Annotated in this window: 17 protein-coding genes and 1 pseudogene; 9 read left to right on the plus strand and 9 right to left on the minus strand. The window is 63.9% G+C overall.

The genetic code is table 11. The annotated features are described in order from the left end of the window. Positions 1-19: 19 nt before the first annotated feature. Positions 20-994, plus strand: coding sequence for a GlxA family transcriptional regulator (locus ACZ6YA_RS03815; protein WP_465895566.1), 975 nt, complete (start codon positions 20-22; stop codon positions 992-994). A gap of 122 nt (positions 995-1,116) precedes the next feature. Further along, the gene (locus tag ACZ6YA_RS03820; RefSeq protein ID WP_465895567.1) at positions 1,117-2,904 is read left to right on the plus strand and encodes a monovalent cation:proton antiporter-2 (CPA2) family protein; all 1,788 of its coding nucleotides are present in this window, start codon (positions 1,117-1,119) and stop codon (positions 2,902-2,904) included. On the opposite strand, the gene ACZ6YA_RS03825 is transcribed toward ACZ6YA_RS03820, so the two are convergent. Beyond that, positions 2,901-3,146: a HigA family addiction module antitoxin gene (locus tag ACZ6YA_RS03825; RefSeq protein ID WP_465895568.1), complete on the minus strand. Its 246-nt coding sequence runs from the start codon at positions 3,144-3,146 to the stop codon at positions 2,901-2,903. The two genes, ACZ6YA_RS03820 and ACZ6YA_RS03825, sit on opposite strands and share 4 nt — an antisense overlap. Before the next feature lie 547 nt (positions 3,147-3,693). Here ACZ6YA_RS03825 and ACZ6YA_RS03830 point away from each other — a divergent pair. Continuing rightward, a complete protein-coding gene (locus tag ACZ6YA_RS03830; protein ID WP_465895928.1) occupies positions 3,694-3,993 on the plus strand; it encodes a DUF3077 domain-containing protein in 300 nt (99 codons plus the stop codon). Positions 3,994-4,169: 176 nt separating this feature from the next. Here ACZ6YA_RS03830 and ycaC (ACZ6YA_RS03835) read toward each other — a convergent pair whose 3' ends face one another. Further along, complete coding sequence (ycaC, locus tag ACZ6YA_RS03835; RefSeq protein ID WP_465895570.1) at positions 4,170-4,799, minus strand: isochorismate family cysteine hydrolase YcaC; 630 nt, start codon at positions 4,797-4,799, stop codon at positions 4,170-4,172. Between the two features lie 135 nt (positions 4,800-4,934). On the opposite strand from ycaC (ACZ6YA_RS03835), the gene ACZ6YA_RS03840 reads away from it, so the two are divergent. The 3 genes from ACZ6YA_RS03840 to ACZ6YA_RS03850 all read left to right on the plus strand — a co-directional run bounded on the left by ACZ6YA_RS03840 (position 4,935) and on the right by ACZ6YA_RS03850 (position 8,794). Beyond that, complete coding sequence (locus tag ACZ6YA_RS03840; protein ID WP_465895573.1) at positions 4,935-5,846, plus strand: LysR substrate-binding domain-containing protein; 912 nt, start codon at positions 4,935-4,937, stop codon at positions 5,844-5,846. 79 nt (positions 5,847-5,925) lie between these two features. Next, entirely contained in the window at positions 5,926-7,188 is a 1,263-nt protein-coding gene (locus ACZ6YA_RS03845; protein WP_465895576.1) for an OprD family porin, read from the plus strand. Position 7,189: 1 nt separating this feature from the next. Continuing rightward, on the plus strand, positions 7,190-8,794 hold the full coding sequence (locus ACZ6YA_RS03850) for an MFS transporter (protein WP_465895578.1): 1,605 nt from the start codon (positions 7,190-7,192) through the stop codon (positions 8,792-8,794). Between the two features lie 156 nt (positions 8,795-8,950). Here the strand turns inward: ACZ6YA_RS03850 and ACZ6YA_RS03855 are convergent, their stop codons facing one another. The 3 genes from ACZ6YA_RS03855 to ycaC (ACZ6YA_RS03865) all read right to left on the minus strand — a co-directional run bounded on the left by ACZ6YA_RS03855 (position 8,951) and on the right by ycaC (ACZ6YA_RS03865) (position 12,374). Continuing rightward, complete coding sequence (locus ACZ6YA_RS03855; protein ID WP_465895580.1) at positions 8,951-10,933, minus strand: amidohydrolase; 1,983 nt, start codon at positions 10,931-10,933, stop codon at positions 8,951-8,953. Between the two features lie 130 nt (positions 10,934-11,063). Continuing rightward, a complete protein-coding gene (locus tag ACZ6YA_RS03860) occupies positions 11,064-11,630 on the minus strand; it encodes an antibiotic biosynthesis monooxygenase (RefSeq protein WP_465895583.1) in 567 nt (188 codons plus the stop codon). Positions 11,631-11,744: 114 nt separating this feature from the next. Next, positions 11,745-12,374, minus strand: coding sequence for an isochorismate family cysteine hydrolase YcaC (ycaC, locus tag ACZ6YA_RS03865; RefSeq protein WP_465895585.1), 630 nt, complete (start codon positions 12,372-12,374; stop codon positions 11,745-11,747). A 320-nt stretch (positions 12,375-12,694) separates the two neighbouring features. Between ycaC (ACZ6YA_RS03865) and ACZ6YA_RS03870 the strand changes: the two genes are divergently transcribed. Beyond that, complete coding sequence (locus tag ACZ6YA_RS03870; RefSeq protein WP_465895587.1) at positions 12,695-14,122, plus strand: mechanosensitive ion channel domain-containing protein; 1,428 nt, start codon at positions 12,695-12,697, stop codon at positions 14,120-14,122. Between the two features lie 114 nt (positions 14,123-14,236). On the opposite strand, the gene amaA is transcribed toward ACZ6YA_RS03870, so the two are convergent. Together amaA and amaB are read right to left on the minus strand one after the other, a co-directional pair. Beyond that, complete coding sequence (gene amaA, locus ACZ6YA_RS03875; RefSeq protein ID WP_465895589.1) at positions 14,237-15,523, minus strand: L-pipecolate oxidase; 1,287 nt, start codon at positions 15,521-15,523, stop codon at positions 14,237-14,239. Positions 15,524-15,674: 151 nt separating this feature from the next. After that, a complete protein-coding gene (gene amaB / locus ACZ6YA_RS03880) occupies positions 15,675-17,165 on the minus strand; it encodes an L-piperidine-6-carboxylate dehydrogenase (protein WP_465895591.1) in 1,491 nt (496 codons plus the stop codon). A 136-nt stretch (positions 17,166-17,301) separates the two neighbouring features. On the opposite strand from amaB, the gene ACZ6YA_RS03885 reads away from it, so the two are divergent. Both ACZ6YA_RS03885 and hglS read left to right on the plus strand, forming a co-directional pair. Continuing rightward, positions 17,302-18,186: a LysR family transcriptional regulator gene (locus ACZ6YA_RS03885; RefSeq protein WP_465895593.1), complete on the plus strand. Its 885-nt coding sequence runs from the start codon at positions 17,302-17,304 to the stop codon at positions 18,184-18,186. 182 nt (positions 18,187-18,368) lie between these two features. Next, positions 18,369-19,754 carry a 2-oxoadipate dioxygenase/decarboxylase HglS gene (hglS, locus tag ACZ6YA_RS03890; protein ID WP_465895596.1) on the plus strand — a complete coding sequence of 462 codons (1,386 nt, stop codon included), beginning with the start codon at positions 18,369-18,371 and terminating at the stop codon, positions 19,752-19,754. A gap of 120 nt (positions 19,755-19,874) precedes the next feature. Here the strand turns inward: hglS and ACZ6YA_RS03895 are convergent, their stop codons facing one another. Together ACZ6YA_RS03895 and ACZ6YA_RS03900 are read right to left on the minus strand one after the other, a co-directional pair. Next, positions 19,875-20,738 carry a methyl-accepting chemotaxis protein gene (locus tag ACZ6YA_RS03895; protein ID WP_465895930.1) on the minus strand — a complete coding sequence of 288 codons (864 nt, stop codon included), beginning with the start codon at positions 20,736-20,738 and terminating at the stop codon, positions 19,875-19,877. Then, positions 20,736-21,776: pseudogene (locus tag ACZ6YA_RS03900) on the minus strand (Cache 3/Cache 2 fusion domain-containing protein); the annotation flags it as partial. The gene ACZ6YA_RS03895 and the pseudogene ACZ6YA_RS03900, both read right to left, overlap by 3 nt. Between the last annotated feature and the right edge of the window lie 174 nt (positions 21,777-21,950).

Raw genomic sequence — 21,950 nt, forward strand, 5'->3', positions numbered from 1 at the left:
AGTTTCAGGCGAATGAGCCATGCAAGAAAATCGCGCTCCTCGCACCGTGGCCATGGTGCTGTTCAATGATGTGCTGTTGCTGGATGTCACCGGCCCCATGGATGCCTTCGCCATCGCCAACCGCTTTCTCCCCGAAGACCGGCGTTACCGGCTGGTGACCGTCGCTGAAAGCCAAGGCGCCATTCGCGGCTCATCGGGTTTGAAGGTGTTGGCCGACCTGCGCCTGGAAGACCTGCCGGCCAGCGTCGACCTGCTGCTGGTGCCGGGCGGGCCGGGGGCCTATGACGTTGCCCTGCCCACCTTGGAGCGCTGGTTGCCGCAGGCGGTGCGCAGTGCCAAGCGCTTCGGTGCCATCTGCACCGGGGTGTTTCTACTCGGCCGGGCGGGCTTGCTCGGCGGGTACCGCTGCACCACCCACTGGAACTACGTGGAACGCCTGGCGCGCATGTTTCCCGAGGCGAAGGTCGAGACCGAGCAGATCTACGTAGTCGACCGCGACCTGATCACCTCTGGCGGCATCACGGCGGGCATCGACCTGGCGCTGGCCATCATCGCGGAAGATTACGGCAAGGCGCTGGCCCTGGAGGTCGCCAAGGTATTGCTGGTGGCCCGCCATCGTCAGGGTGGGCAGACGCCCTACAGCCCGCTGCTGGCTGCGGTACCGCGCGATGGCTCGGCGGTCGCACGGGTGCAGGCCTATATCGTCGACCATATCGACCAGGCGTTTACCGTGCAAAAGATGGCCGATCTGGTGGCGATGAGTGCGCGCAATTTCGCCCGCAGCTTTCAACGCGAGGTGGGTATCACGCCGTTGCAGTACCTGCAGAACGCGCGCATCGACCAGGCGCGCAAACTGCTTGAAGGCAGCGATCGGCCGTTGAAGGTGGTGGCGGCGCAGTGCGGGTTTGGCAGCGACCGGCATATGAGGAAGGTGTTCTGCGAGCGGATCGGCATGACGCCGGCGCAGTATCGGGCACAGTTTGGCGAAAGCTGACTGTCACTTTTTTCAGGACAATGTTTCTCCAGCCGCCCAGATTGTCTGAAGCGACCGTAGCCGCCAGAATTGTCCGCCACACTGTTCGAATGCTGCCCCGGCAGCTCATGGAGTACGAGCCAATGCCACACGAAGGCAGCCTTCTGCAAACCGCGGTGATTTTCCTGTTCGCCGCCGTCATCGCCGTCCCTTTGGCCAAACGCCTGCAACTGGGAGCTGTGATCGGCTACTTGCTGGCCGGCGTGGCCATCGGGCCGCAAGCGCTGGGCCTGATCCGCGACACCGAAAGCGTGGCGCACATTTCCGAGCTGGGCGTGGTCCTGCTGCTGTTCATCATCGGCCTGGAATTGTCGCCCAAGCGCCTTTGGCTGATGCGCAAATCGGTGTTCGGCGTCGGTACCGCGCAGGTGCTGCTGACGGGTGCCGCCATCGGCGCTATCGCCCTGTTCGGCTTCGGCCAGTCACTGGCGGCGGCCCTCGTGGTCGGCCTGGGCCTGGCGCTGTCGTCCACCGCCCTCGGCCTGCAGAGCCTGGCCGAGAGCAAGCAGCTCAATGCCCCACATGGCCGCCTGGCGTTCGCCATTCTGCTGTTCCAGGACATCGCCGCGATCCCGCTGATCGCCCTGGTGCCGTTGTTGGCCGCCAGCGGCCCGGACACCAGCCACGGCGACAGCCTTGAGCATGGCCTGAAGGTATTCGCCAGCATTGCCGTGGTGATCGTCGGCGGCCGCTACCTGCTGCGCCCGGTGTTCCGCATCGTCGCCCGCACCGGCCTGCCGGAGGTGTCCACCGCCACTGCGCTGCTGGTGGTGATCGGCACCGCCTGGCTGATGGAGGAAGCCGGTATTTCCATGGCGCTGGGCGCTTTCCTTGCCGGCCTGCTGCTGGCCGACTCGGAATACCGGCACGAGCTGGAGTCGCAGATCGAGCCGTTCAAAGGCCTGCTGCTGGGGCTGTTCTTCATGAGCGTCGGCATGGGCGCCAACCTCAGCCTGCTGCTGGAAATGCCGCTGGTGCTGCTGGGCCTGACCCTGCTGCTGGTGGCGGTCAAACTGGGCCTGCTGTTTGGCGTCGGGCGTCTGGCCGGTGGCCTCAACAGCGCCAGCGCCCTGCGCCTGGGCATGGTCCTCGCTGCCGGTGGTGAGTTCGCCTTCGTGGTGTTCAAGCTGGGCAAGGATCAGGGGCTGTTCGATACCCAGACCTACGACCTGCTGCTGATGACCATCACCCTGTCGATGGCCATCACCCCATTGCTGATGCTCGGCTGCGCCCGCGCCCTCAAGCGCCCGCAACCGGCGCGTGAAGTGCCCGAGCAATACAAGACCATCGATGCCGGCACCCCGCGTGTGGTGATCGTCGGCATGGGCCGCATGGGCCAGATCGTCTCACGCATCCTGCGGGCGCAGAAGATACCCTTCGTTGCCCTGGAAACCTCGGTGGATGCCATCGAGATGACCCGCATGTTCGAACAGGCCCCGGTGTTCTACGGCGACCCGCTGCGCCCCGAGGTGCTGCATGCGGCCAAGGTCGGTGAGGCGGAGTATTTCGTCATCACCACCGACGACCCGGAAGTCACCACGCGCACGGCGGAACGGGTCAAGCGCCTGTACCCGCACCTGAAAGTGCTGGCCCGTGCGCGTAACCGGCAGCATGTGCACAAGCTTGTGGATGTGGGTGCGGAGCCGATTCGTGAGACGTTTTATTCGAGCCTGGAGATGAGCCGACGGGCGCTGGTCGGGCTGGGGTTGAGTGATGAACAGGCGACAGACCGGATCGAGCGGTTTGCCCAGCATGACGAGGAAGTGCTGGAGGCCCAGGGGCACGTGCGCGATGACCGGGCCAAGGTGATGCAGACGGCGAAGGAGGCGCGGGTGGAGTTGGAGCGGTTGTTTGATTCGGATGCGGATTAACGCGATTGCCACTCATCATAGGCGGCCTGCTCAGCCAGGTACTGGCGGGCAGCGCCCAAGCCAGCGGCCTCTAACTTTTGGGCCAGGTCGAGGGAAATGGGTGCACGCCCATTGAGCACAGCGGCCATATGGTCATCTGGATAACCTAACAGGTTCGCTAAATCCGCTACGGTCATTGAAATTGCGGGCAACACGTCCTCACGCAGTGACTCTCCTGGAGACGGTGGGTTGAAGAGGGGCATGGGAAATCTCCTGGAATGGCTTCCTGATGCTCCTCCTTTTCCTCGCTGGATATCAGTTCATGATGTCTGAACGTATTGTCAGATTTCTCCAAGTCCCTTCTCACAGACAGGGCTGCTTTGCAGCCCTTCGCGGGCAAGCCCGCTCCCACAAGTTATTCGCTGCCAGTCAAGCTTGCGCACCTCCTGTGGGAGCGGGCTTGCCCGCGAAGGGCCGCCAGCGGACCCAATAAGCCGCCTCTCAGCAGCGTCCTACTAAATTGCGAACCATGTCCTACGGAATCGCAATAGCTGAAGAATTACCCTACAAACCGTGTCGACGCCCGTCTGATTGTCCGGGGAAGGCCTGCTCTCTAGGCTGACCCGGTCGCTGTCGGTTCAGCGATCGGGCGTGGAAACCCGGGAGGTGCTATTGGAACGGCTGTCGATATGGCAGCTGTGCGCGGGAGGCCGAATGGCCTGCCGGGGTTCCGATAGCCCGGCTTTCCACCCCGCGTACAGCCGCCACCCTTCGCGTGGAAACGGATGGTGCGGTCAATCTCTATCGGAAATTGACTATGAAAAAGATTGTCCCGATCCGCCCCTACCCCCAACTGCCCACCGCGCGTTCGACCGCTGCGGCGCTGGCCATCCACCCCTTTTCTCCGTCAACCCCAACGTCCCTGCCCACGATGCCTTGGTGCATGTGGCCCAATACCTGCGCGGCGCATACGAGTCTGGCTATAAAGCCCTTGAGCACTTGGACGAAACGGGCAAGAGCCTGTTCTGGAGCAACCTCAATGCCATCGAAATGGCTGAAGGCGTGGTCGAGGCTTTGCTGGATGGGATTGAGTCTCAGCCTGTGAATTGATGTGGTCTGTGCTGGCCTCTACGCGGCTGAAGCCGCTCCCACGGGATTATCACCGCTCTTTAGTTGAGCGCTGTCCATGTGGGAGCGGGTTTATCCCGCGAAAGGGCCGGCACAACAACAAAAAAGGCCGGCACCCACAAAGGGAACCGGCCTTTTCACTTAAAGCTTGTTAGCTATTACTTACCCGCAGTAAGCGCGTTATAGCTGGTCATCAAATTCCGATAATCCGGAATGTGGTTAGAGCACAGCGCCGCCAGCCCTTCTACGTCATTGCGCCAGTCGCGGTGCAGCTCACAGGCCACGCCAAACCAGGTCATCATCTGCGCACCCGCCTGGCTCATGCGGTCATGGGCCGCGTCGCGGGTCATCTGGTTGAAGGTGCCGGAAGCATCGGTCACCACGAACACATCGAACTCTTCTTCCAGGGCAGCCAGGGCCGGGAAGGCGACGCAAACTTCAGTCACTACGCCAGCAATGATCAGCTGCTTCTTGCCAGTGGCTTTCACCGCCTTGACGAAATCTTCGTTGTCCCAGGCGTTGATCTGGCCTGGGCGAGCGATGTAAGGGGCGTCCGGGAACAGTTCTTTCAACTCCGGTACCAGCGGGCCATTCGGGCCTTGCTCGAAGCTGGTGGTGAGGATGGTCGGCAGGTTGAAGAACTTGGCCAGGTCAGCCAGGGCCAACACGTTGTTCTTGAACTTGTCCGGCTCGATGTCACGGACCAGCGACAGCAGGCCCGCCTGGTGGTCGACCAGCAGTACGGCGGCGTCGTCTTTGTTCAGGCGGTTGTATTTGAATTTGGTCATGTTCGTCGCTCCAGAGATTTAAGAAGTTTTCAGCAATTCGGGGTGTTTCGCGTTGATGGGCACAGATTAAAATCATCCCTATCGCGGCGGTAGACGGCAAAAATTGCCTTTAGCGTTCCATCTGGAGAACGATCATTGGAAGACCTCAACTCCCTCTACTATTTCACCCAGGTGGTAGAGCACGGCGGCTTCGCGCCGGCCGGGCGGGCGCTGGACATGCCCAAGTCGAAACTCAGCCGGCGCATCGCCGACCTTGAGGACCGCCTGGGCGTGCGGCTGCTGCACCGCACCAGCCGGCACTGCTCGCTGACCGAAATCGGCCAGGCCTACTACAACCGTTGCCTGGCCATGCGCGTGGAGGCCGAGGGCGCAGCGGAGATCATCGAGCGCAACCGCAGCGAACCGCGCGGCCTGGTGCGCATCAGCTGCCCGACCACCCTGCTCAACTCGTGGGTCGGGCCGATGCTCACCCGCTACATGCTCAAGTACACGCAGGTGGAACTGTTCATCGAGAGCACCAACCGCCGCGTCGACCTGCTGCACGAAGGCTTCGACGTGGCGCTGCGGGTGCGCTTCCCGCCACTGGAGAACACCGACATGGTGATGAAGGTGCTGAGCAACAGTACCCAGTGCCTGGTGGGCCAGCCGCAGTACCTGGAGCAACTGCCCGAAGGCTTTGACCCGCAGTTGCTCGGCACGCTGCCCAGCGTGCATTGGGGCAGTGCCCAGCGCGAGTACCAGTGGGAGTTGTTCCAGGGCGAGGACATGAGCCGCAGCATCGTGATCCCGCACACGCCGCGCATGGTCACCGACGATCTGTTCGCTCTGCGCCACTTCGTGGTGGCCGGGGTTGGCATCGCGCACCTGCCGCGGGTTGCCGTGCGCGAAGACCTGGCCGAGGGGCGGTTGGTGGAGCTGATCCCCGAATGGCACCCGCGCTGCGGCATTGTCCATGCGATCTTCCCGTCGCGGCGTGGGTTGTTGCCGTCAGTGCGGTCATTGATCGATCACCTGGCAGAGGAATTCGCCACCTGCGACATGGCTTGACGGTCCATCCAGCACACGCTTACAAGACCCCTGGCCTACCCTTGCTCCACAGTCCCGGATCATTCACCCCGGAGCCCCCATGATCCGCGCCACTCACGGACCAGGCCGCGCCCTGCTCGCCACCCTCGCCCTCTGCCCGGTCCTCAGCCAGGCAGAAGAATCTGGCTGGTCGCTGCTCAGCCGCAACTATTTCCTGCACAGCGACTTCCGTTCACCTTCCGCCAGCGGGCAGAACTATCGCCAGGAATGGGCCCAGGGCTTCATCGGCGAAATCCGCTCGGGCTTCACCGAAGGCACCCTCGGTATCGGCATCGACGCCCACGGCTTTCTCGGCCTAAAGCTCGACGGTGGTCGTGGCCATGCGGGTACCGGCCTGCTGCCCCGCGACAGCGATGGCCGGGCCGCGTCCGACTATTCCAGCGCCGGCGCCGCCCTCAAGCTGCGCATGGGCAACACGTACTTGCGCTACGGCGAAATGACCGTGGAAACCCCGGTGTTCGACACCGGTGACAAACGCCTGCATCCGGAGTACGCCACCGGTTGGTTGGTGGAAAACACTGACCTGCCCGACTGGCGTCTACAGGCCGGCCGCTTCACCGCGTTCAACAATCAGGACAACAGCTCGACCCACGACGACTTCAGCGGCTACGGTGCCACCACCCATGGCCGCGCGATCAGCCTGGCTGGCGCCACCTTCGCGCCTGCAGGCCCGTTTGGCGGCGCGCTGTATGCCGGCCAGCTGCAGGACACCTGGCGACAGGCCTACCTCAACCTGAACCTGGCCGAGGGCAACTGGCGCCTGGACGGCAACCTGTACCAGACCCGTGACACCGGCAACGCCAGTGCTGGCGCCATCGATACCCTCGCGTACAGCGTGGCGGGTAAATACCGCTTCGGCGCCCAGGCCGTAACCTTGGCTTACCAGAAGATCGAAGGTGACACCCCGTTCGACTTCGTCGGCGGCGACTCCATCTACCTGGCCAACTCGATCAAGTACGCCGACTTCAACGGCCCCGGCGAGCGCTCGTGGCAACTGCGCTATGACCTCGACTTCGCCACCCTCGGCGTACCCGGCCTGAGCCTGATGGGCCGCTACGTCAGCGGCAGTGCGATCGATGGCACGCATGCACCGGCAGGCGGCGCCTACATGGGCCAACAGGGCCAGGGCGGCAAACACTGGGAACGCGACATCGACCTGAAATACGTGGTGCAGTCGGGCGCCGCCAAGGACCTCAGCCTGTCGTTCTCCCACGTCAGCCACCGCGCCAACCAGGCCCAGGCCGGCGACGACATCGACCGTATCTACCTGATCATCGAATACCCACTCAAAGGCAGCTTCTGACATGAGCACCCCCTCTTCCGGCGCCTGGAGCCCCTTGCGCAACACCACCTTCCGCATGCTGTGGATCGCCACCATCGCCTCCAACATCGGCACCTGGATGCATGAAGTCGGCGCCGGCTGGCTGATGACCACGCTATCGGCCAGCCCGCTGCATGTGGCGCTGATCCAGGTGGCCGGCGCGCTGCCGATGTTCTTCCTGGCCCTGCCGGCGGGGGCGGCGGCGGACATCGTCGACAAGCGCCGCTACCTGCTGCTGGTGCAGGTGTGGATGTCGGCCGTCGCCGTCGTGCTCGCCGCGTTGACCCTGCTGGGGCTGATGAACGTGCCCCTGCTGCTGACACTGACCCTCGCGCTGGGCATCGGCACGGCCCTGATGATGCCGGCCTGGAGCGCCCTTACCCCGGAGCTGGTGGGCAAGGAGGACCTGGCCAACGCGGTGGCCATCTCCAGCGTCGGCATCAATGTCTCCCGCGCCATCGGCCCGGCCCTGGCCGGTGTGGTGGTGAGCCTGGTCGGCCCCTGGCTGACCTTCGCCCTGAATGCCGTGTCGTTCGCCGGGGTGATCGTGGTGCTGTTGCTGTGGAAGCGCGAAGTGCAGGCGCCGCTGCTGCCGGCCGAGCGCTTCGTCGGCGCCATGCGCACCGGCCTGCGTTTCGCCCGTAGCTCGAAGCCCTTGCAGGCGGTGCTGGTGCGGGCATTGGCGTTCTTCCTCTGCGCCAGCGCCGGCACCTCGCTGCTGCCATTGATCGTGCGTGGCGAGATGCACGGCACCGCGGCCGACTTCGGCCTTCTGCTCGCCGCAATCGGCATCGGCGCAGTGGCCGGCGCGACCTTGCTGCCGCGCCTGCGTGAGCGCATCAGCCGCGATCGGCTGGTGATGCTGGCCAGCCTGCTGTACGCACTGTTCCTGCTGGCCCTGGCGCTGGTGCGCAACTTTTATGTGCTGCTGCCGGCGATGCTGCTCAGCGGCGCGGCGTGGATTGCCGTGCTGTCCAACCTGCAGGTGGCGGCGCAAACGTCGGTGCCGGCCTGGGTGCGCGCGCGGGCATTGTCGGTGTACATCCTGATCTTCTTCGGCGCCATGGCCTGTGGTGGATTGCTCTGGGGCAGCGTGGCCAGCCATGCGTCGATCACCTTGAGCCTGCTACTCGCAGCAGGCGGCCTGGCGCTGGGGACGTTGCTGACCTGCAAGGTCACGCTGCCGGAAACCACCGCCGAGGAGCTGACGCCGTCGCTGCACTGGCCAGTGCCGGTGTTGAGCGACGACATGGACAATGAAGCCGGGCCAGTGATGGTCACGGTCGAATATCACATAGAGCCGGCCAAGGCCGAGGCGTTTCAGCAGGCCGCGCGGGAGCTCGAAGCCATGCGCAAGCGCAATGGCGCACTGTCGTGGGGGCTGATGCGTGACAGTGCGGAGCCTTCGTTGTGGCTGGAGTTCTTCTTCGAGGAATCATGGCTGGAGCATCTGCGCCATCACCATCGGGTGACCCGTGGCGAGCTGAAGATCGAAGCGCGGGTGAGGATGCTGCAGACCGAGGGAGTGCCAGTGCGGATTCGGCATCTGTTGGCAGGGCAAGAGCACAAGGCTCAGCATTCAGAGTGATCTGACCGGCCCTTTCGCGGGACAAGCCCGCTCCCACAGGTAACCCACTGAACCTCTGAACAGTGGCGTACTTGTGGGAGCGGGCTTGCCCCGCGAAGAGGCCAGCATAGACTGCACAAAAAAGGGGCCATTCACTGGCCCCTTCTTCATTTCAGCTTAGAACGCGAAACACGAACAACCCAGTGCGCCCCAGAAACCCTGGTAGTCATTCACCGGCACGCTCGACTTGCGGGCCGTGTCATGACTGTGTGCATGCACGCCACACGGCCCGCTGCACACGTGCACCGCCGCCGCCAGCGATGGCGTACCCACACGCCAGTGCCCAGGCACCTTGGCCACCGGCGACCATTCCGGCAGCACCGGCACCTGCGGTGGGCCAAGCCGGTCGAACTCGCCAGCGCCGTACACCACCTTGCCATCGACGATGGTCAGCACCGACTCGATGCCCTTGATCGCTTCTTCATCAACGCTGAAGAAGTCCAGCGACAGCGCCGCCAGGTCCGCCAGCTGGCCTACCTTGAGCTGGCCTTTCTTACCCTGCTCGCTGGAGAACCAGGCACTGCCCTGGGTGAACAGCTGCAGCGCGGTGTCGCGGTCCAGACCTTGCGGGTACAGCTCCATACCCCCTACGGTCTTGCCGCTGACCAGCCAGTACAGCGAAGTCCAGGGGTTGTAGCTGGAAACGCGGGTAGCGTCGGTGCCGGCACCCACCGGCACGCCCATCTCAAGCATGCGCTTGATCGGCGGCGTCTGTTCGGCGGCCTTGGCGCCGTAGCGGTCGACGAAGTACTCACCCTGGAAGGCCATGCGGTCCTGGATGGCGATACCGCCGCCCAAGGCGCGAACGCGCTCGATGTTCTGCGGGGTGATGGTCTCGGCATGGTCGAAGAACCACGGCAGGCCATTGAACGGGATGTCGCGGTTGACCTTCTCGAACACGTCGAGCATGCGCGTGATCGATTCGTTGTAGGTAGCGTGCAGGCGGAACGGCCAGCGCTGCTCGACCAGGTGACGGACCACCGGTTCCAGTTCTTCTTCCATGGTTTGCGGCAGGTCCGGGCGCGGTTCGAGGAAGTCCTCGAAGTCGGCGGCGGAGAACACCAGCATCTCGCCGGCGCCGTTATGGCGCAGGAAGTCGGTACCGCTGTGCAGCTTGACGCTGGAGGTCCACTTCTTGAAGTCGTCCAGCTCTTCCTTGGGCTTCTGGGTGAACAGGTTGTAGGCGATGCGCACGGTCAGCTGGTTGTTGTCGGCCAGCTCCTGGATCACCGAATAGTCGTCCGGGAAGTTCTGGTAGCCACCGCCGGCATCGATGGCGCTGGTCAGGCCCAGGCGATTGAGCTCGCGCATGAACTGGCGGGTCGAGTTGACTTGGTATTCCAGCGGCAGCTTCGGCCCTTTGGCCAAGGTGGCGTAGAGGATCATCGCATTGGGGCGGGCGATCAGCATACCGGTCGGGTTGCCGAACTTGTCGCGCTGAATTTCGCCACCCGGCGGGTTCGGCGTGGCCTTGTCGTAGCCCACGGCTTTGAGTGCGGCGCGGTTGAGCAGTGCGCGGTCGTACAGGTGCAGCAGGAACACCGGGGTGTCGGGCGCGGCCTGGTTGATTTCGTCCAGGGTCGGCATGCGTTTTTCGGCGAACTGGAATTCGTTCCAGCCACCGACCACACGCACCCACTGCGGGGTTGGCGTGCGTGCGGCCTGGTCCTTGAGCATGCGCAGGGCATCGGCCACCGACGGCACGCCTTCCCAGCGCAGCTCCAGGTTGTAGTTCAGGCCGCCGCGGATCAGGTGCAGGTGCGAGTCGTTGAGGCCCGGGATCACCGTGCGCTGCTTGAGGTCGATGATCTGCGTGGCAGCGCCCTTGTGGGCCATGGCCTCGGCGTCGTTGCCCACGGCGATGAAGCGGCCGTCCTTGATGGCGACGGCGGTGGCCGTGGGGTTTTCACGGTCGACCGTGTGCAGCTTGCCGTTGAACAGAATCAGGTCGGCGGTCATGGAACCTCCTTGGATGGATGCGTGGGCGGAACCGGCGGAGCCGGTGAAGGGCAATGCGGACCAGAGCGCGCCGGCGGCACCGAGCACGGTGCTCTTGGCGAGGAACTGGCGACGGCTGTTGTCGTTGGGGTCCTGGGACATGGTCTTCTCCGTCTATGTGAGGCGGCAGGCGCAACTGCGGAGCATGCCGGTTCCAGCCTGGTCAGGGATTGCATGGATGTGCGGTGGGTGAAGGTTAGCCTTGATCAGATTTTGTGCAGCCCGTCTCGGCTCAGCCACGCAGCCAGTCGGCGCAGCGGCGGGTGACCCACGGCATGATGAAGAACACCACGGGCAGGATGACGAACAGGTTGACGATCAGGTTACTGGTAATCACCCCGCCCAACTGCGGGAAGCGACCGAAGAACGGCGCCAGCAGTTGCGGAATGATCATGGTCATCGGGCAGATCACCAGGTAGGTCAGCAGTGCCTGCTTCCAGCGCGGCGGCTGCGGGGCACTGGTATTCGGAGGGGTGAACCAGAACTCCGGGTCTTCGTGCACCTGGGTGTTATCGCCGCCGTTCAGCAGGGGCAGCACTTCGTTGACCAGCGCTTGCCGCTCACTGGAGTTGACCCAGGCCTGCAGCAGGCTGGCGTCGGCGAAGCGCACCACGGTGGTGAAATGCAGCCCGCCGTCGTCGGGGCGGATGACGTTGACGTCGAGGTGCCCCGGCTGGCGCCGCGCAGTGCTGACCGTACGCTTGAGCCAGGCTTCATAGACGGCCAGCGACTCGGCGCGGACCTTGTGCTGAATGACCAGCGTCACCACGTTGCGGTTGTCTTGGAGTGCGGTGTTCATCGGCGTTCCTTGGGATGAGCTTGCCCGCATCCACTGTGCAACGGCGGACGGGCTGAGGATTGGATGGGTGTGCTGCCCTGGGCGGGCACCGACTGGCGGTGCCCCGGGCTCGGCTTACTTGCTGGCGTTGAAGGCGTTGTAGCTGGTCATCAGGTTGCGGTAGTCCGGGATGTGGTTGGAGCACAGCGCGGCCAGGCCTTCAACGTCGTTGCGCCAGTCGCGGTGCAGCTCACAGGCGACGCCGAACCAGGTCATCAGTTGCGCGCCGGCCTGGCTCATGCGGTCGTGGGCGGCATCGCGGGTCATGGCGTTGAACGTGCCGGAAGCGTCGGTCACCACGAACACGTCGAACTCTTCTTCCAGGGCAGCCAGGGCCGGGAAGGCGACACAGACTTCAGTCACTACGCCAGCAATGATCAGCTGCTTTTTGCCGGTGGCTTTCACCGCCTTGACGAAGTCTTCGTTGTCCCACGCGTTGATCTGGCCAGGGCGAGCGATGTAGGGGGCGTCCGGGAACAGGGCTTTCAGTTCCGGTACCAGCGGGCCGTTGGGGCCTTGTTCGAAGCTGGTGGTGAGGATGGTCGGCAGGTTGAAGAACTTGGCCAGGTCAGCCAGGGCCAGCACGTTGTTCTTGAACGCGTCCGGCTCGATGTCGCGGACCAGGGACAGCAGGCCAGCCTGGTGGTCGACCAGCAGAACGGCGGCGTCATCTTTGTTCAGGCGGTTGTATTTGAAGTTGTTCATGGGGTAGCTCCTAAGGGTTTTGATTTTGAGTAAGTTGGGTGTTTCGCGTTGATGGGAGAAGATTAAAACCAATGCCTTTGGAGCGGTAGATAGTGGTTTTTGGCTTTAGCGTTCTGTTTTAGGAACGATGGTTTTTGTGAGTCTGTGCCGGCCCTTTCGCGGCTGAAGCCGCTCCCACGGGGAATGCACAGGCGTCAGTATCTGTGTCGTTATCTGTGGGAGCGGCTTTAGCCGCGAAGAGGCCAGTTCAGGCACCCATTGCTTGCCTGCCCAACCTGCTCTATTACTACCCACAGCCTCCCCTCACTCCCGAGACCATCATGCTGGCGTTCATCCAGTCGTCCCCGTTGTTGCTCGGCTGCACCCTGATCCTGCTCGACCTCATCCTCTGGCAACTGATCCCCATCCAGCGCCGCGCCTGGCGCATCGGCGCTCGGCTGGCGATCTTCCTGCTGTTCAGCTGGGTGCTGGTGGCCGCCGGGATGAGCCCGCTGCAACCGCCACCCTGGGTCGACGATGTGTCGCGCAACCTGATGGCGACCGTGCTGGCGATTGGCTGGTGGCTGTTCGGAGCGCGCACGGTGACGGTGGTGTTCGGACTGCTGCTGGTGGCGCGTGGCAGCCATGGCGGGCGGTTACTGCAGGATGTGCTGGGAGCGCTGATCTTTCTGGCCGCCGTGGTGGCCGCGGCAGGTTATATATTGCAGCTGCCGGTCAAGGGTTTGCTGGCCACCTCCGGAGTCATGGCGATCGTCATCGGCCTGGCCTTGCAAAGCACCCTGGCCGACGTGTTCAGCGGCATCGTGCTGAACACCACCCGGCCTTATCAGATCGGCGATTCGATCTCCATCGATGGCACCGAAGGCAAGGTGGTCGATATCGACTGGCGCGCCACGCGGATGATCACCGGCACCGGCAGCCTGGCGGTGATCCCCAATTCGGTGGCGGCCAAAGCCAAGCTGCTCAACCACAGCCGACCGGCCGACCGGCATGGCGTCTCGATCAGCGTGGTGGTGCCCGCCAAGGTACGCCCGAGAAAAGTCTTCGACGCGCTGGAAAAGGCCTTGCAAGGCACCAGCGCCCTGCTACTTGCGCCCGCCCCCAAGGTGTCGGTGAAAACCTCGACGCTGGAGTCGGTGGAATACGAAGCCAGCGGATTTATCGCCGACGTGGCGCGCAAGACCGAAGTGCGCAATCAGCTTTTCGACCTGGCCCACCGGCACCTTGAGGCCAGCGGGGTGATGTGGAACGTGGACCTGGCCATGGCGCCGCGCAGTCGCCAGCGTGAGGTGCTGGACGAGGTGCGGGTGTTCCGTTCGTTGAATGACGAAGAGCGCGATGCTCTGAGCCAACGCATGACCGCCGTGGAGTACCTGGCCGACCAGGTGATACTTGGCGTGGGCGAGCATTCCGATCATCTGTTGGTGATTGGCAGCGGCGTGATTTCGGCGTCGGTGCGCGATGGCGACAAATTGCTGGAGGCCGGGCGCATGGGGCCGGGGGAAGTGCTGGGGATCGAGGGCATCATCGATGAAGATGACTCGTTTGCCGAGTTCCGCACGTTGACCAGCTGCGTGCTTTACCGCATCGACAAGGAGCAGGTGAAGAGCTGCCTGGTGCAGCGGGGTGAGGTGCAGACGGCATTGACCAAGCTGCAGCGGTTCAGGCGCCAGAGTCGGGAGTCGTTGTTGTTGCAGAAGCCGACACTGATCAAGAAAGGTGGGTTTCTTAGCTGGTTGCACAAGTAATCCATTGCCTGTCCTGGCCTCTTCGCGGGCAAGCCCGCTCCCACAGGTACCCCACAGTTGCTGAATGCTGTGGAGATCCTGTGGGAGCGGGCTTGCCCGCGAAGAGGCCGGCAGTTACAGCACAACTCTCAAGCATTGCCCCGCGTGATACAGCGAGAACCCTGACTCGTAGAACGCCGTGCGCAACGACGGCGCACTCACCCCGGTCATCGCCGAGAACGGAATCGGCAAGCTGTCCGCCTCACCCTTGAGCAAGAATTCGGCAAACGCCCGGCCGATCACGGTCCCAGTGGTATTCCCCCGCCCGTTGTAGCCGGTAACCGCAACCAACCCAGGCGCCGGCTCAAACAGGCGCATCAGGTGGTCAGGCGTAAAATCGATGCAACCCGTCCAGTGCATCTCCCACTCGACCTTACCCAATTCCGGGTAGTAATGGCTCTGGATGCGATCAGCCCAGCTGCGCACGAACCACGCCGGCTTGTTGTCGACCCGGCCAAGGCTGCCGAGCAGCAGGCGGCCCTGATCGTCGCGGCGGATGCTGCTGAGCACGGTGCGGGTGTCCCATGAACCCTGGCCGTGGGGCAAAACCTTATCAGCCGCAGCGCCGTACAGCGGTTTAGAGGCCACTTGGTAGTAGTAACCGCGGAAGAACTGTTTCTGCAGGTTGCTCCAATCGCCTTCGGTGTAAGCACCGGTGGAGATCACCACCTTGTCGGCACACACAGAACCGCTCGCAGTCTTGACCCACCAGGCGTCGCCGTCGCGCTCCAGGCCCTCGACGGCCGATTGCTGGAACAGCTTGCCGCCCAGGCGCGCAACCGCTGCGGCCAGTCCTTGGGTGTAGGCCATGGGGTTGATGGTGCCGGCGCGGCGGTCGAGCAACGCGGCGGAAATCTTGTCGGTCCCGCAGTATTCCTGGCACTGGGCGCCGGTCAGCAGCTCGACATCGGCGCCGCGCCGGCTCCACTGCCCATGGCGTGCTTCGAGGTCGGCGATGCCGGTGGCGTTGTGCGCCATGTGCAGAGTGCCTTTGTGCTGCGCCTGGCAGTCGATGCCGAGGCGCTCGATCATGGCGAACACCTCGCCAGGGGCCTCGCCGAGCACCTTGTTCAGGCGGCTGCCCTGTTTCTGGCCCAGGGTCGCCTCGACATCGTCGGGGCGAATCCAGGTGCCGGCGTTGACCAGGCCGACGTTGCGTCCGGAGCCGCCGTGGCCAATCTTCCAGGCCTCCAGCAGGATCACCGACTTGCCCTGTTCGAGCAGGTGAATGGCCGCCGACAGGCCGGTAATGCCGCCGCCGATGACGCAGACATCGGCCGTGTGCTCGCCGACCAGGGCCTGGGCGGCGACGGTCGGTTGGCTGACGTGTTCCCACAAGCATTGTTGACGCAGTTCGGACATGGCCCGGCTCCAACCGTATTGTTCTTGTTGGGCGCGCGCTGTGCGGCCCTTTCGCGGGGCAAGCCCGCTCCCACAATGATCCTGCCAACACCGATCATTGTGGGAGCGGGCTTGCCCGCGAACCGGGGGCTATGCCCCCGGCCATACAGCATCAATCAAACACGATACCCTGCGCCAGCGGCAGCTCGCGCGAGTAGTTGACGGTGTTGGTCTGGCGACGCATGTAGCCTTTCCAGGCATCCGAACCGGACTCACGCCCACCGCCGGTTTCCTTCTCGCCACCAAACGCACCGCCGATCTCGGCACCGCTGGTACCGATGTTGACGTTGGCGATGCCGCAGTCGCTGCCCGAGGCGCTCTGGAAGCGCTCGGCCTCACGAATGTCGGTGGTGAAGATGCACGACGACAGGCCCTGTGGCACTTCGTTGTTCAGGCGCAGGGCCTCTTCGAAGTCGTCATAGGCCAGCACGTAGAGGATCGGCGCGAAGGTTTCGTGGCGCACCACGTCGCTCTGCGCGGGCATCTCGGCGATGGCGGGGGAAACGTAGTAGGCGTTCGGGTACTGGGCGGCCAACTGACGCTCGCCACCGAATACTTCGCCACCTTCGTCGCGGGCCTTGGCCAGCGCGCCCTGCATGGCGTCGAACGACAGCTTGTCGATCAGCGGGCCGACCAGGTTGTCTTTGCGCGGGTCGCCGATGCGCACTTTGCCGTAAGCGGCTTTGACACGGGCAACCACGTCGTCCTTGATCGAACGGTGCACGATCAGGCGGCGCAGGGTGGTGCAGCGCTGGCCGGCGGTGCCGACGGCGGAGAACAGGATGCCGCGCACGGCAAGGTCCAGATCGGCGCTTGGGGCCAGGATCATGGCGTTGTTGCCGCCCAGCTCCAGAATGCTGCGGCCAAAGCGGGCCGCCACGCGCGGGCCAACTTCACGGCCCATGCGGGTGCTGCCAGTGGCGCTGACCAGCGGCACGCGCGGGTCGTCGACCAGGGCTTCGCCCGCTTCGCGGCCACCGATGACCAGTTGCGCCAGACCAGCTGGGGCGTCAGCGAAGGCTTTCAGGGCTTTTTCGAACAGTGCCTGGCAGGCCAGGGCGGTCAGCGGGGTTTTCTCGGACGGTTTCCACACCACCGCGTTGCCGGCCACCAGCGCTAGCGCGGTGTTCCAGGCCCACACAGCGACCGGGAAGTTGAAGGCGCTGATCACCCCGACCACGCCCAACGGGTGCCAGGACTCGCGCATGTGGTGGCCCGGGCGTTCAGAGGCGATGGTCAGGCCGTACAGCTGGCGCGACAGGCCCACGGCGAAATCGCAGATGTCGATCATTTCTTGCACTTCGCCCAGGCCTTCCTGGGTGATCTTGCCGGCTTCGATCGACACCAGCTCGCCGAGGTCGGCCTTGTGCTCACGCAGCACTTCGCCGAAAAGGCGCACCAACTCGCCACGGCGCGGGGCCGGCACGCTGCGCCAGGCTTCGAAAGCGCTGTGCGCCTGATCGATGATAGCGGTGGTCTCGGCCTTGCCGAGCAATTTCACCGTGGCGATCTGGCTGCCGTCGATCGGCGTGTGAACAGGGTAGTCGCCCTGAGTGTAAGCCGTGGCGGCAACGCCAAGGCGTTCGAGCAATCCAGCAACCATTTGTGCATCTCCTACATCGGGTGATGGGTTGGAAAAATGATGGGGATCAGTATTAATCCGATCACATCGGTGCAACAAACGACCTTTATTCCGCATATCATTCCGTCAGGTAATGATTTGAGCCGCAGAGAAACCTATGTCCAAACGCCTGGTGCCTTCCATGACCGCCCTGCAGTGTTTCGAGGCTGCAGCCCGCCACTTGAGCTTCACCCGCGCCGCCGAAGAGCTGCACCTGACCCAGAGCGCGGTCAGCAAACAGGTGGCGCAGCTCGAAGAAATGCTGCGCCACCACCTGTTCCTGCGCATCCGCCGGCGCCTGCAGCTGACACCCGCGGGCAGCCTGTACCTGGCCGAGGTCAACAAGATCCTCACTCAGGTCGACATGTCCAGCCGCTATGTGCTGACCTACGGCGAACAGACCGAGATATTGAAGGTAGCCACTCAACCGAGTTTTGGCGTGCGCTGGCTGATTCCGCACCTCAAGGGCTTCGGCAAGCGCCACAGCAACATCCACCTGGACATCCGCAACGAGATGGAGCCGTTCGCCTTGCTACAAGGCTCGGCGGACGTGGTGTTCTTCTATGGGCAAGGCACCTGGCCGGGGGCGACCTGCATCGAGTTGTTCGGCGAAGAAGTGCTGCCGGTGTGTGCGCCGGAGCTGCTGGCGGGGCGCGAACTGAGCGGAGCCGCAGAGTTGGCCGAGCTGGTGCTGCTGCAGAGCACCTCGCGCCCGGAGGCCTGGCACGAGTGGTTCCTGGAACTGGGATTGAACAGCGTCAACGCCTACCACGGGCCGCGTTTCGATACCTTCTACATGGCACTGAGTGCAGCCGAAGCGGGTTGTGGGGTGGCCTTGGTGCCGCGTTATCTGGTGGCCAGGGAACTAGCCGAGGGTAGCTTGGTAATTGCTTGGGACCATGCGATGCCGAGTGCCGGGAAGCATTACCTTGCGTATGCCGAGCACGCGGCGGAGGTGCCGAAGGTGCGGGCTTTGGTGGAGTGGATTCGGGAGCAGCTCTAGGCGTGAGGGCCTCTTCGCGGGGCAAGCCCGCTCCCACAGAGGATTGTTGTAGCGGGCATGCCCCGCGAAGAGGCCCTGAAGGTCGATCAAAAAAGGAATGACACACCTACTTTTTTTCGCTTGTAGCCGATGTACATTCCCAGCTTTCATGTAAATGTCCAAACCTAACCAGGAAGCTAGCGATGCCCGCCCACGATTTCGTCAGCCCCGACAGCATTCGCGCGCAGTTCTCTGCCGCCATGTCGCTCATGTACAAACAGGAAGTGCCGCTGTATGGCACGCTGCTGGAGCTGGTGAGCGAAATCAACCAGCAGGTCATGGCCCAGCAGCCCAAGGTGGCCGAGGCTCTGCGCTGGACCGGTGAAGTCGAGCGCCTGGACCAGGAACGCCACGGCGCCATCCGCGTCGGCACGGCCGAAGAGCTGGCCACCATCGCCCGGCTGTTCGCCGTCATGGGCATGCAGCCGGTCGGCTACTACGACCTCAGCTCGGCCGGCGTGCCAGTGCACTCCACCGCATTCCGCGCCGTGCACGAACAGGCGCTGCACATCAGCCCGTTCCGCGTGTTCACGTCGCTACTGCGCCTGGAGCTGATCGACAATCCAGCCCTGCGCGAGCTGGCCCGGAGCATCCTGGCCAAGCGCAAGATCTTCAGCGCCCGTGCTCTCGAACTGATCGCGCAGTGCGAGCGCGAGGGTGGCCTGAACGCGGCCAACGCCGAAGCTTTCGTGCAGGAAGCGCTGCACACCTTCCGCTGGCACCAGGACGCCACGGTCAGCGCCGAACAGTATCAGCAGCTGCACGACCAGCATCGCCTGATCGCCGACGTGGTGGCCTTCAAGGGCCCGCACATCAACCACCTGACGCCGCGCACCCTGGACATCGACGCGATTCAGCTGGGCATGCCGGCCAAAGGCATTCCGCCGAAAGCCGTGGTCGAAGGGCCGCCCACCCGCCGTCACCCGATCCTGCTGCGCCAGACCAGTTTCAAAGCGCTGCAGGAGACGGTTGCATTCTACGATCACCAGGGTAGCCATACTGCCCGTTTCGGCGAGATCGAGCAGCGTGGCGCGGCGCTGACGCTGAAGGGACGTCAACTGTATGACCGTTTGCTCGACGCTACCCGTGCGGCATTGGGTGGCGCGCCTGCGGAGTCGAATGCCGAACGATACGGGGCGCTGCTGAAGGAGCAGTTTGCTGAATTCCCTGATGATCTGGTGCAGATGCGTGAGCAGGGGCTGGCGTATTTCCGCTATTTCGCCACCGAGAAGGGCCTGGCCGCGCGTGAGCAGGCTGATCGTCCAACCACCTTGCAAGGCTTGATCGACGCGGGCCATGTGCACTTCGAGGCGCTGGTGTATGAGGACTTCTTGCCGGTGAGCGCGGCGGGGATCTTCCAGTCCAACCTGGGCGATGAGGCCCAGGCCGACTATGGCAGCAATGCCAACCGCGACGCCTTCGAGGCAGCGCTGGGGCTGCCGGTGCAGGATGAGCTGGCGTTGTATGCGCAGAGTGAGCGGCGGTCGTTGCAGGCGTGTGCGCAGGCGTTGAATCTGGGGGCCATTTAAGGTTTCTGGGCCTCTTCGCGGGCAAGCCCGCTCCCACAGGCTGAGCGCTGACCTCACGGCCGATGCTGTACCTGTGGGAGCGGGCTTGCCCGCGAAGAGGCCGGTACTACCAACCTTTATCTACACCCGAAACCGATCCACTTCCTGGCGCAACTGCGCCGCCAACCCTTCCAGTTCCCGGGCGGTGAAGGCCAGTTCATTGGCCACATCACGCTGCTCGCTGTTGGCCTGGGCAATGCTCTGCAGGTTGCGGCTGAGCACGGTCGCGGTGCTGCTCTGCTCCTGGGTCGCGGTGCTGATCACGGTGAACTGCTCACCTGCCGCGCGGCTCTGCTCATCGATGCGCGCCAGCGCATCGGCGACCTTGTCGTTGCGCTGCAAGCCTTCCTGCATCAACTGATTGCCCTGCTCCAGGGTACTGATGGCATGACCAGTCTGCTGCTGGATGCTGGCAATCATCCCGGAGATCTCATCGGTCGCCTGACGCGTGCGCGCCGCCAGGCCACGGACCTCGTCGGCGACCACGGCAAAGCCGCGGCCCTGCTCGCCGGCACGGGCCGCTTCGATCGCTGCGTTGAGCGCCAGCAGGTTGGTCTGCTCGGCAATCGCGGTAATCACTCCGACGATGCCGCCGATTTCCTGGGAACGCGCGCCCAGGGTATCCATAACCGTCGCAGTGCCGCCCAGGGCCTCGGCGATCTGGCGCAGCGAGCTGGACGCTTCATCCATGGCCGAGCGGCCAATGCGCGTCTGCTGGGCGTTGTCGCGGGCCATACGCTCGGTGCCGGCCATGTTGTCGGCGATGTTCATCGAGGTGGCGCTGAACTCTTCCACCGCACCGGCCATGCTGGTGATTTCGCCGGACTGCTGGTCCATGCCTTCACAGGCACCCGCCGACAGGCCGGCCAGCGAGCGGGCGCGGCCACTGACCTGCTCGGACGCGCCGCGGATGTGCTCGACCATGGTCGCCAAGGCTTCGCCCATCTTGTTGAAGCTGCGCGCCAGCTGGCCGATCTCGTCATGGCTGGTCACCGCCAGGCGTGCGTTCAGGTCGCCGGCGCCCAGCGCCTCGGCCTGACGCACCAAATCATCCAGCGGGCGCAGCTTGCGGCGCAGCAGCCACAGCGTGGCGGCCACTGCCAGCAGCATGGCCAGCAGGCTGCCGATGGCCAGGCGCAGGCCGACGCTCCAGGTCACCTCGCGGATTTCTGCCTTCGGCATGCTCGCGACCACGGTCCACGGCCCCTCAGCAAAAGGTGCCGAGGCGCTGAACAGATCCTGATCGGCGTTGGCAGGCGGCACTAGCCATTGGCCTTGCTCGTCACGAATGGCCAGCGAGCCGGTTTCGCCGATACGAAAGCGCTTGAGGTTGTTGAACTGAGCGTTCTGCGCGTCGGTGTAGTCGAAACCCACGAACAGGACGGCAATCACCCGACCATTGCCGTCGTTCACCGGTACATAGCGGGTCATGTAATTGCGCTCGAACAGCACAGCCCGGCCGACGTAGGTCTGCCCAGCCATCAGCTTGGCATAGGCCGGATGCTGACGGTCGAGTTGGGTGCCGATGGCGCGGCTACCGTCCTGCTTCTTCAGGTTGGTGGTAACCCGCACGAAATCATCGCCGCTGCGCACGAACAGCGTCGCGATGCCCGCCGTCATCTGCTGGAATTCGTCGACCACAGCGAAGTCGTTGTTCAGCAGGTGTTCGCCCAGATACAACGCCGGGGTGGTCTGGCCTGCGACCTGTACGGTCTCACCGGCATGCAGCGCCAGGCCCGAGGCAAAGCGGCGCTCGAAAAGGCCGCTGAGGCGCTGGGTGTTGTCCTTGAGCGAACCGTGGAAGGTGTCCAGCTGGTCGGCCAGCAGGCGCGCCTCGCTGGCCAGGTGCGCCTGGCGGGTGGCGAGGTTGGCGTCGTCCAGGGAACGTAGGGCGAACAGGGTACTGCCTGAGATCACCAGCGCCAGTACGACGGCGAGGGCGATACCGAGCTGCGAGGCGATGCGGGCACGCGGTTGAGACATAAAGAAGCTCCTGGCAAATGGCCGGGATCATCCTGATCACGCTGACCGCCTGCTGGTTATCGACGGAGATGCGCGCCCTCTTTCCGGGACGCTGGTGCAAGTAAGTCGGCGGCGCGGGTGAATACTTGAGTGTCGGGCCGGGATATTCGCAAACCTTTGCGTTTTTCTTTGCCG

Source organism: Pseudomonas sp. NPDC090752 (assembly GCF_055584805.1).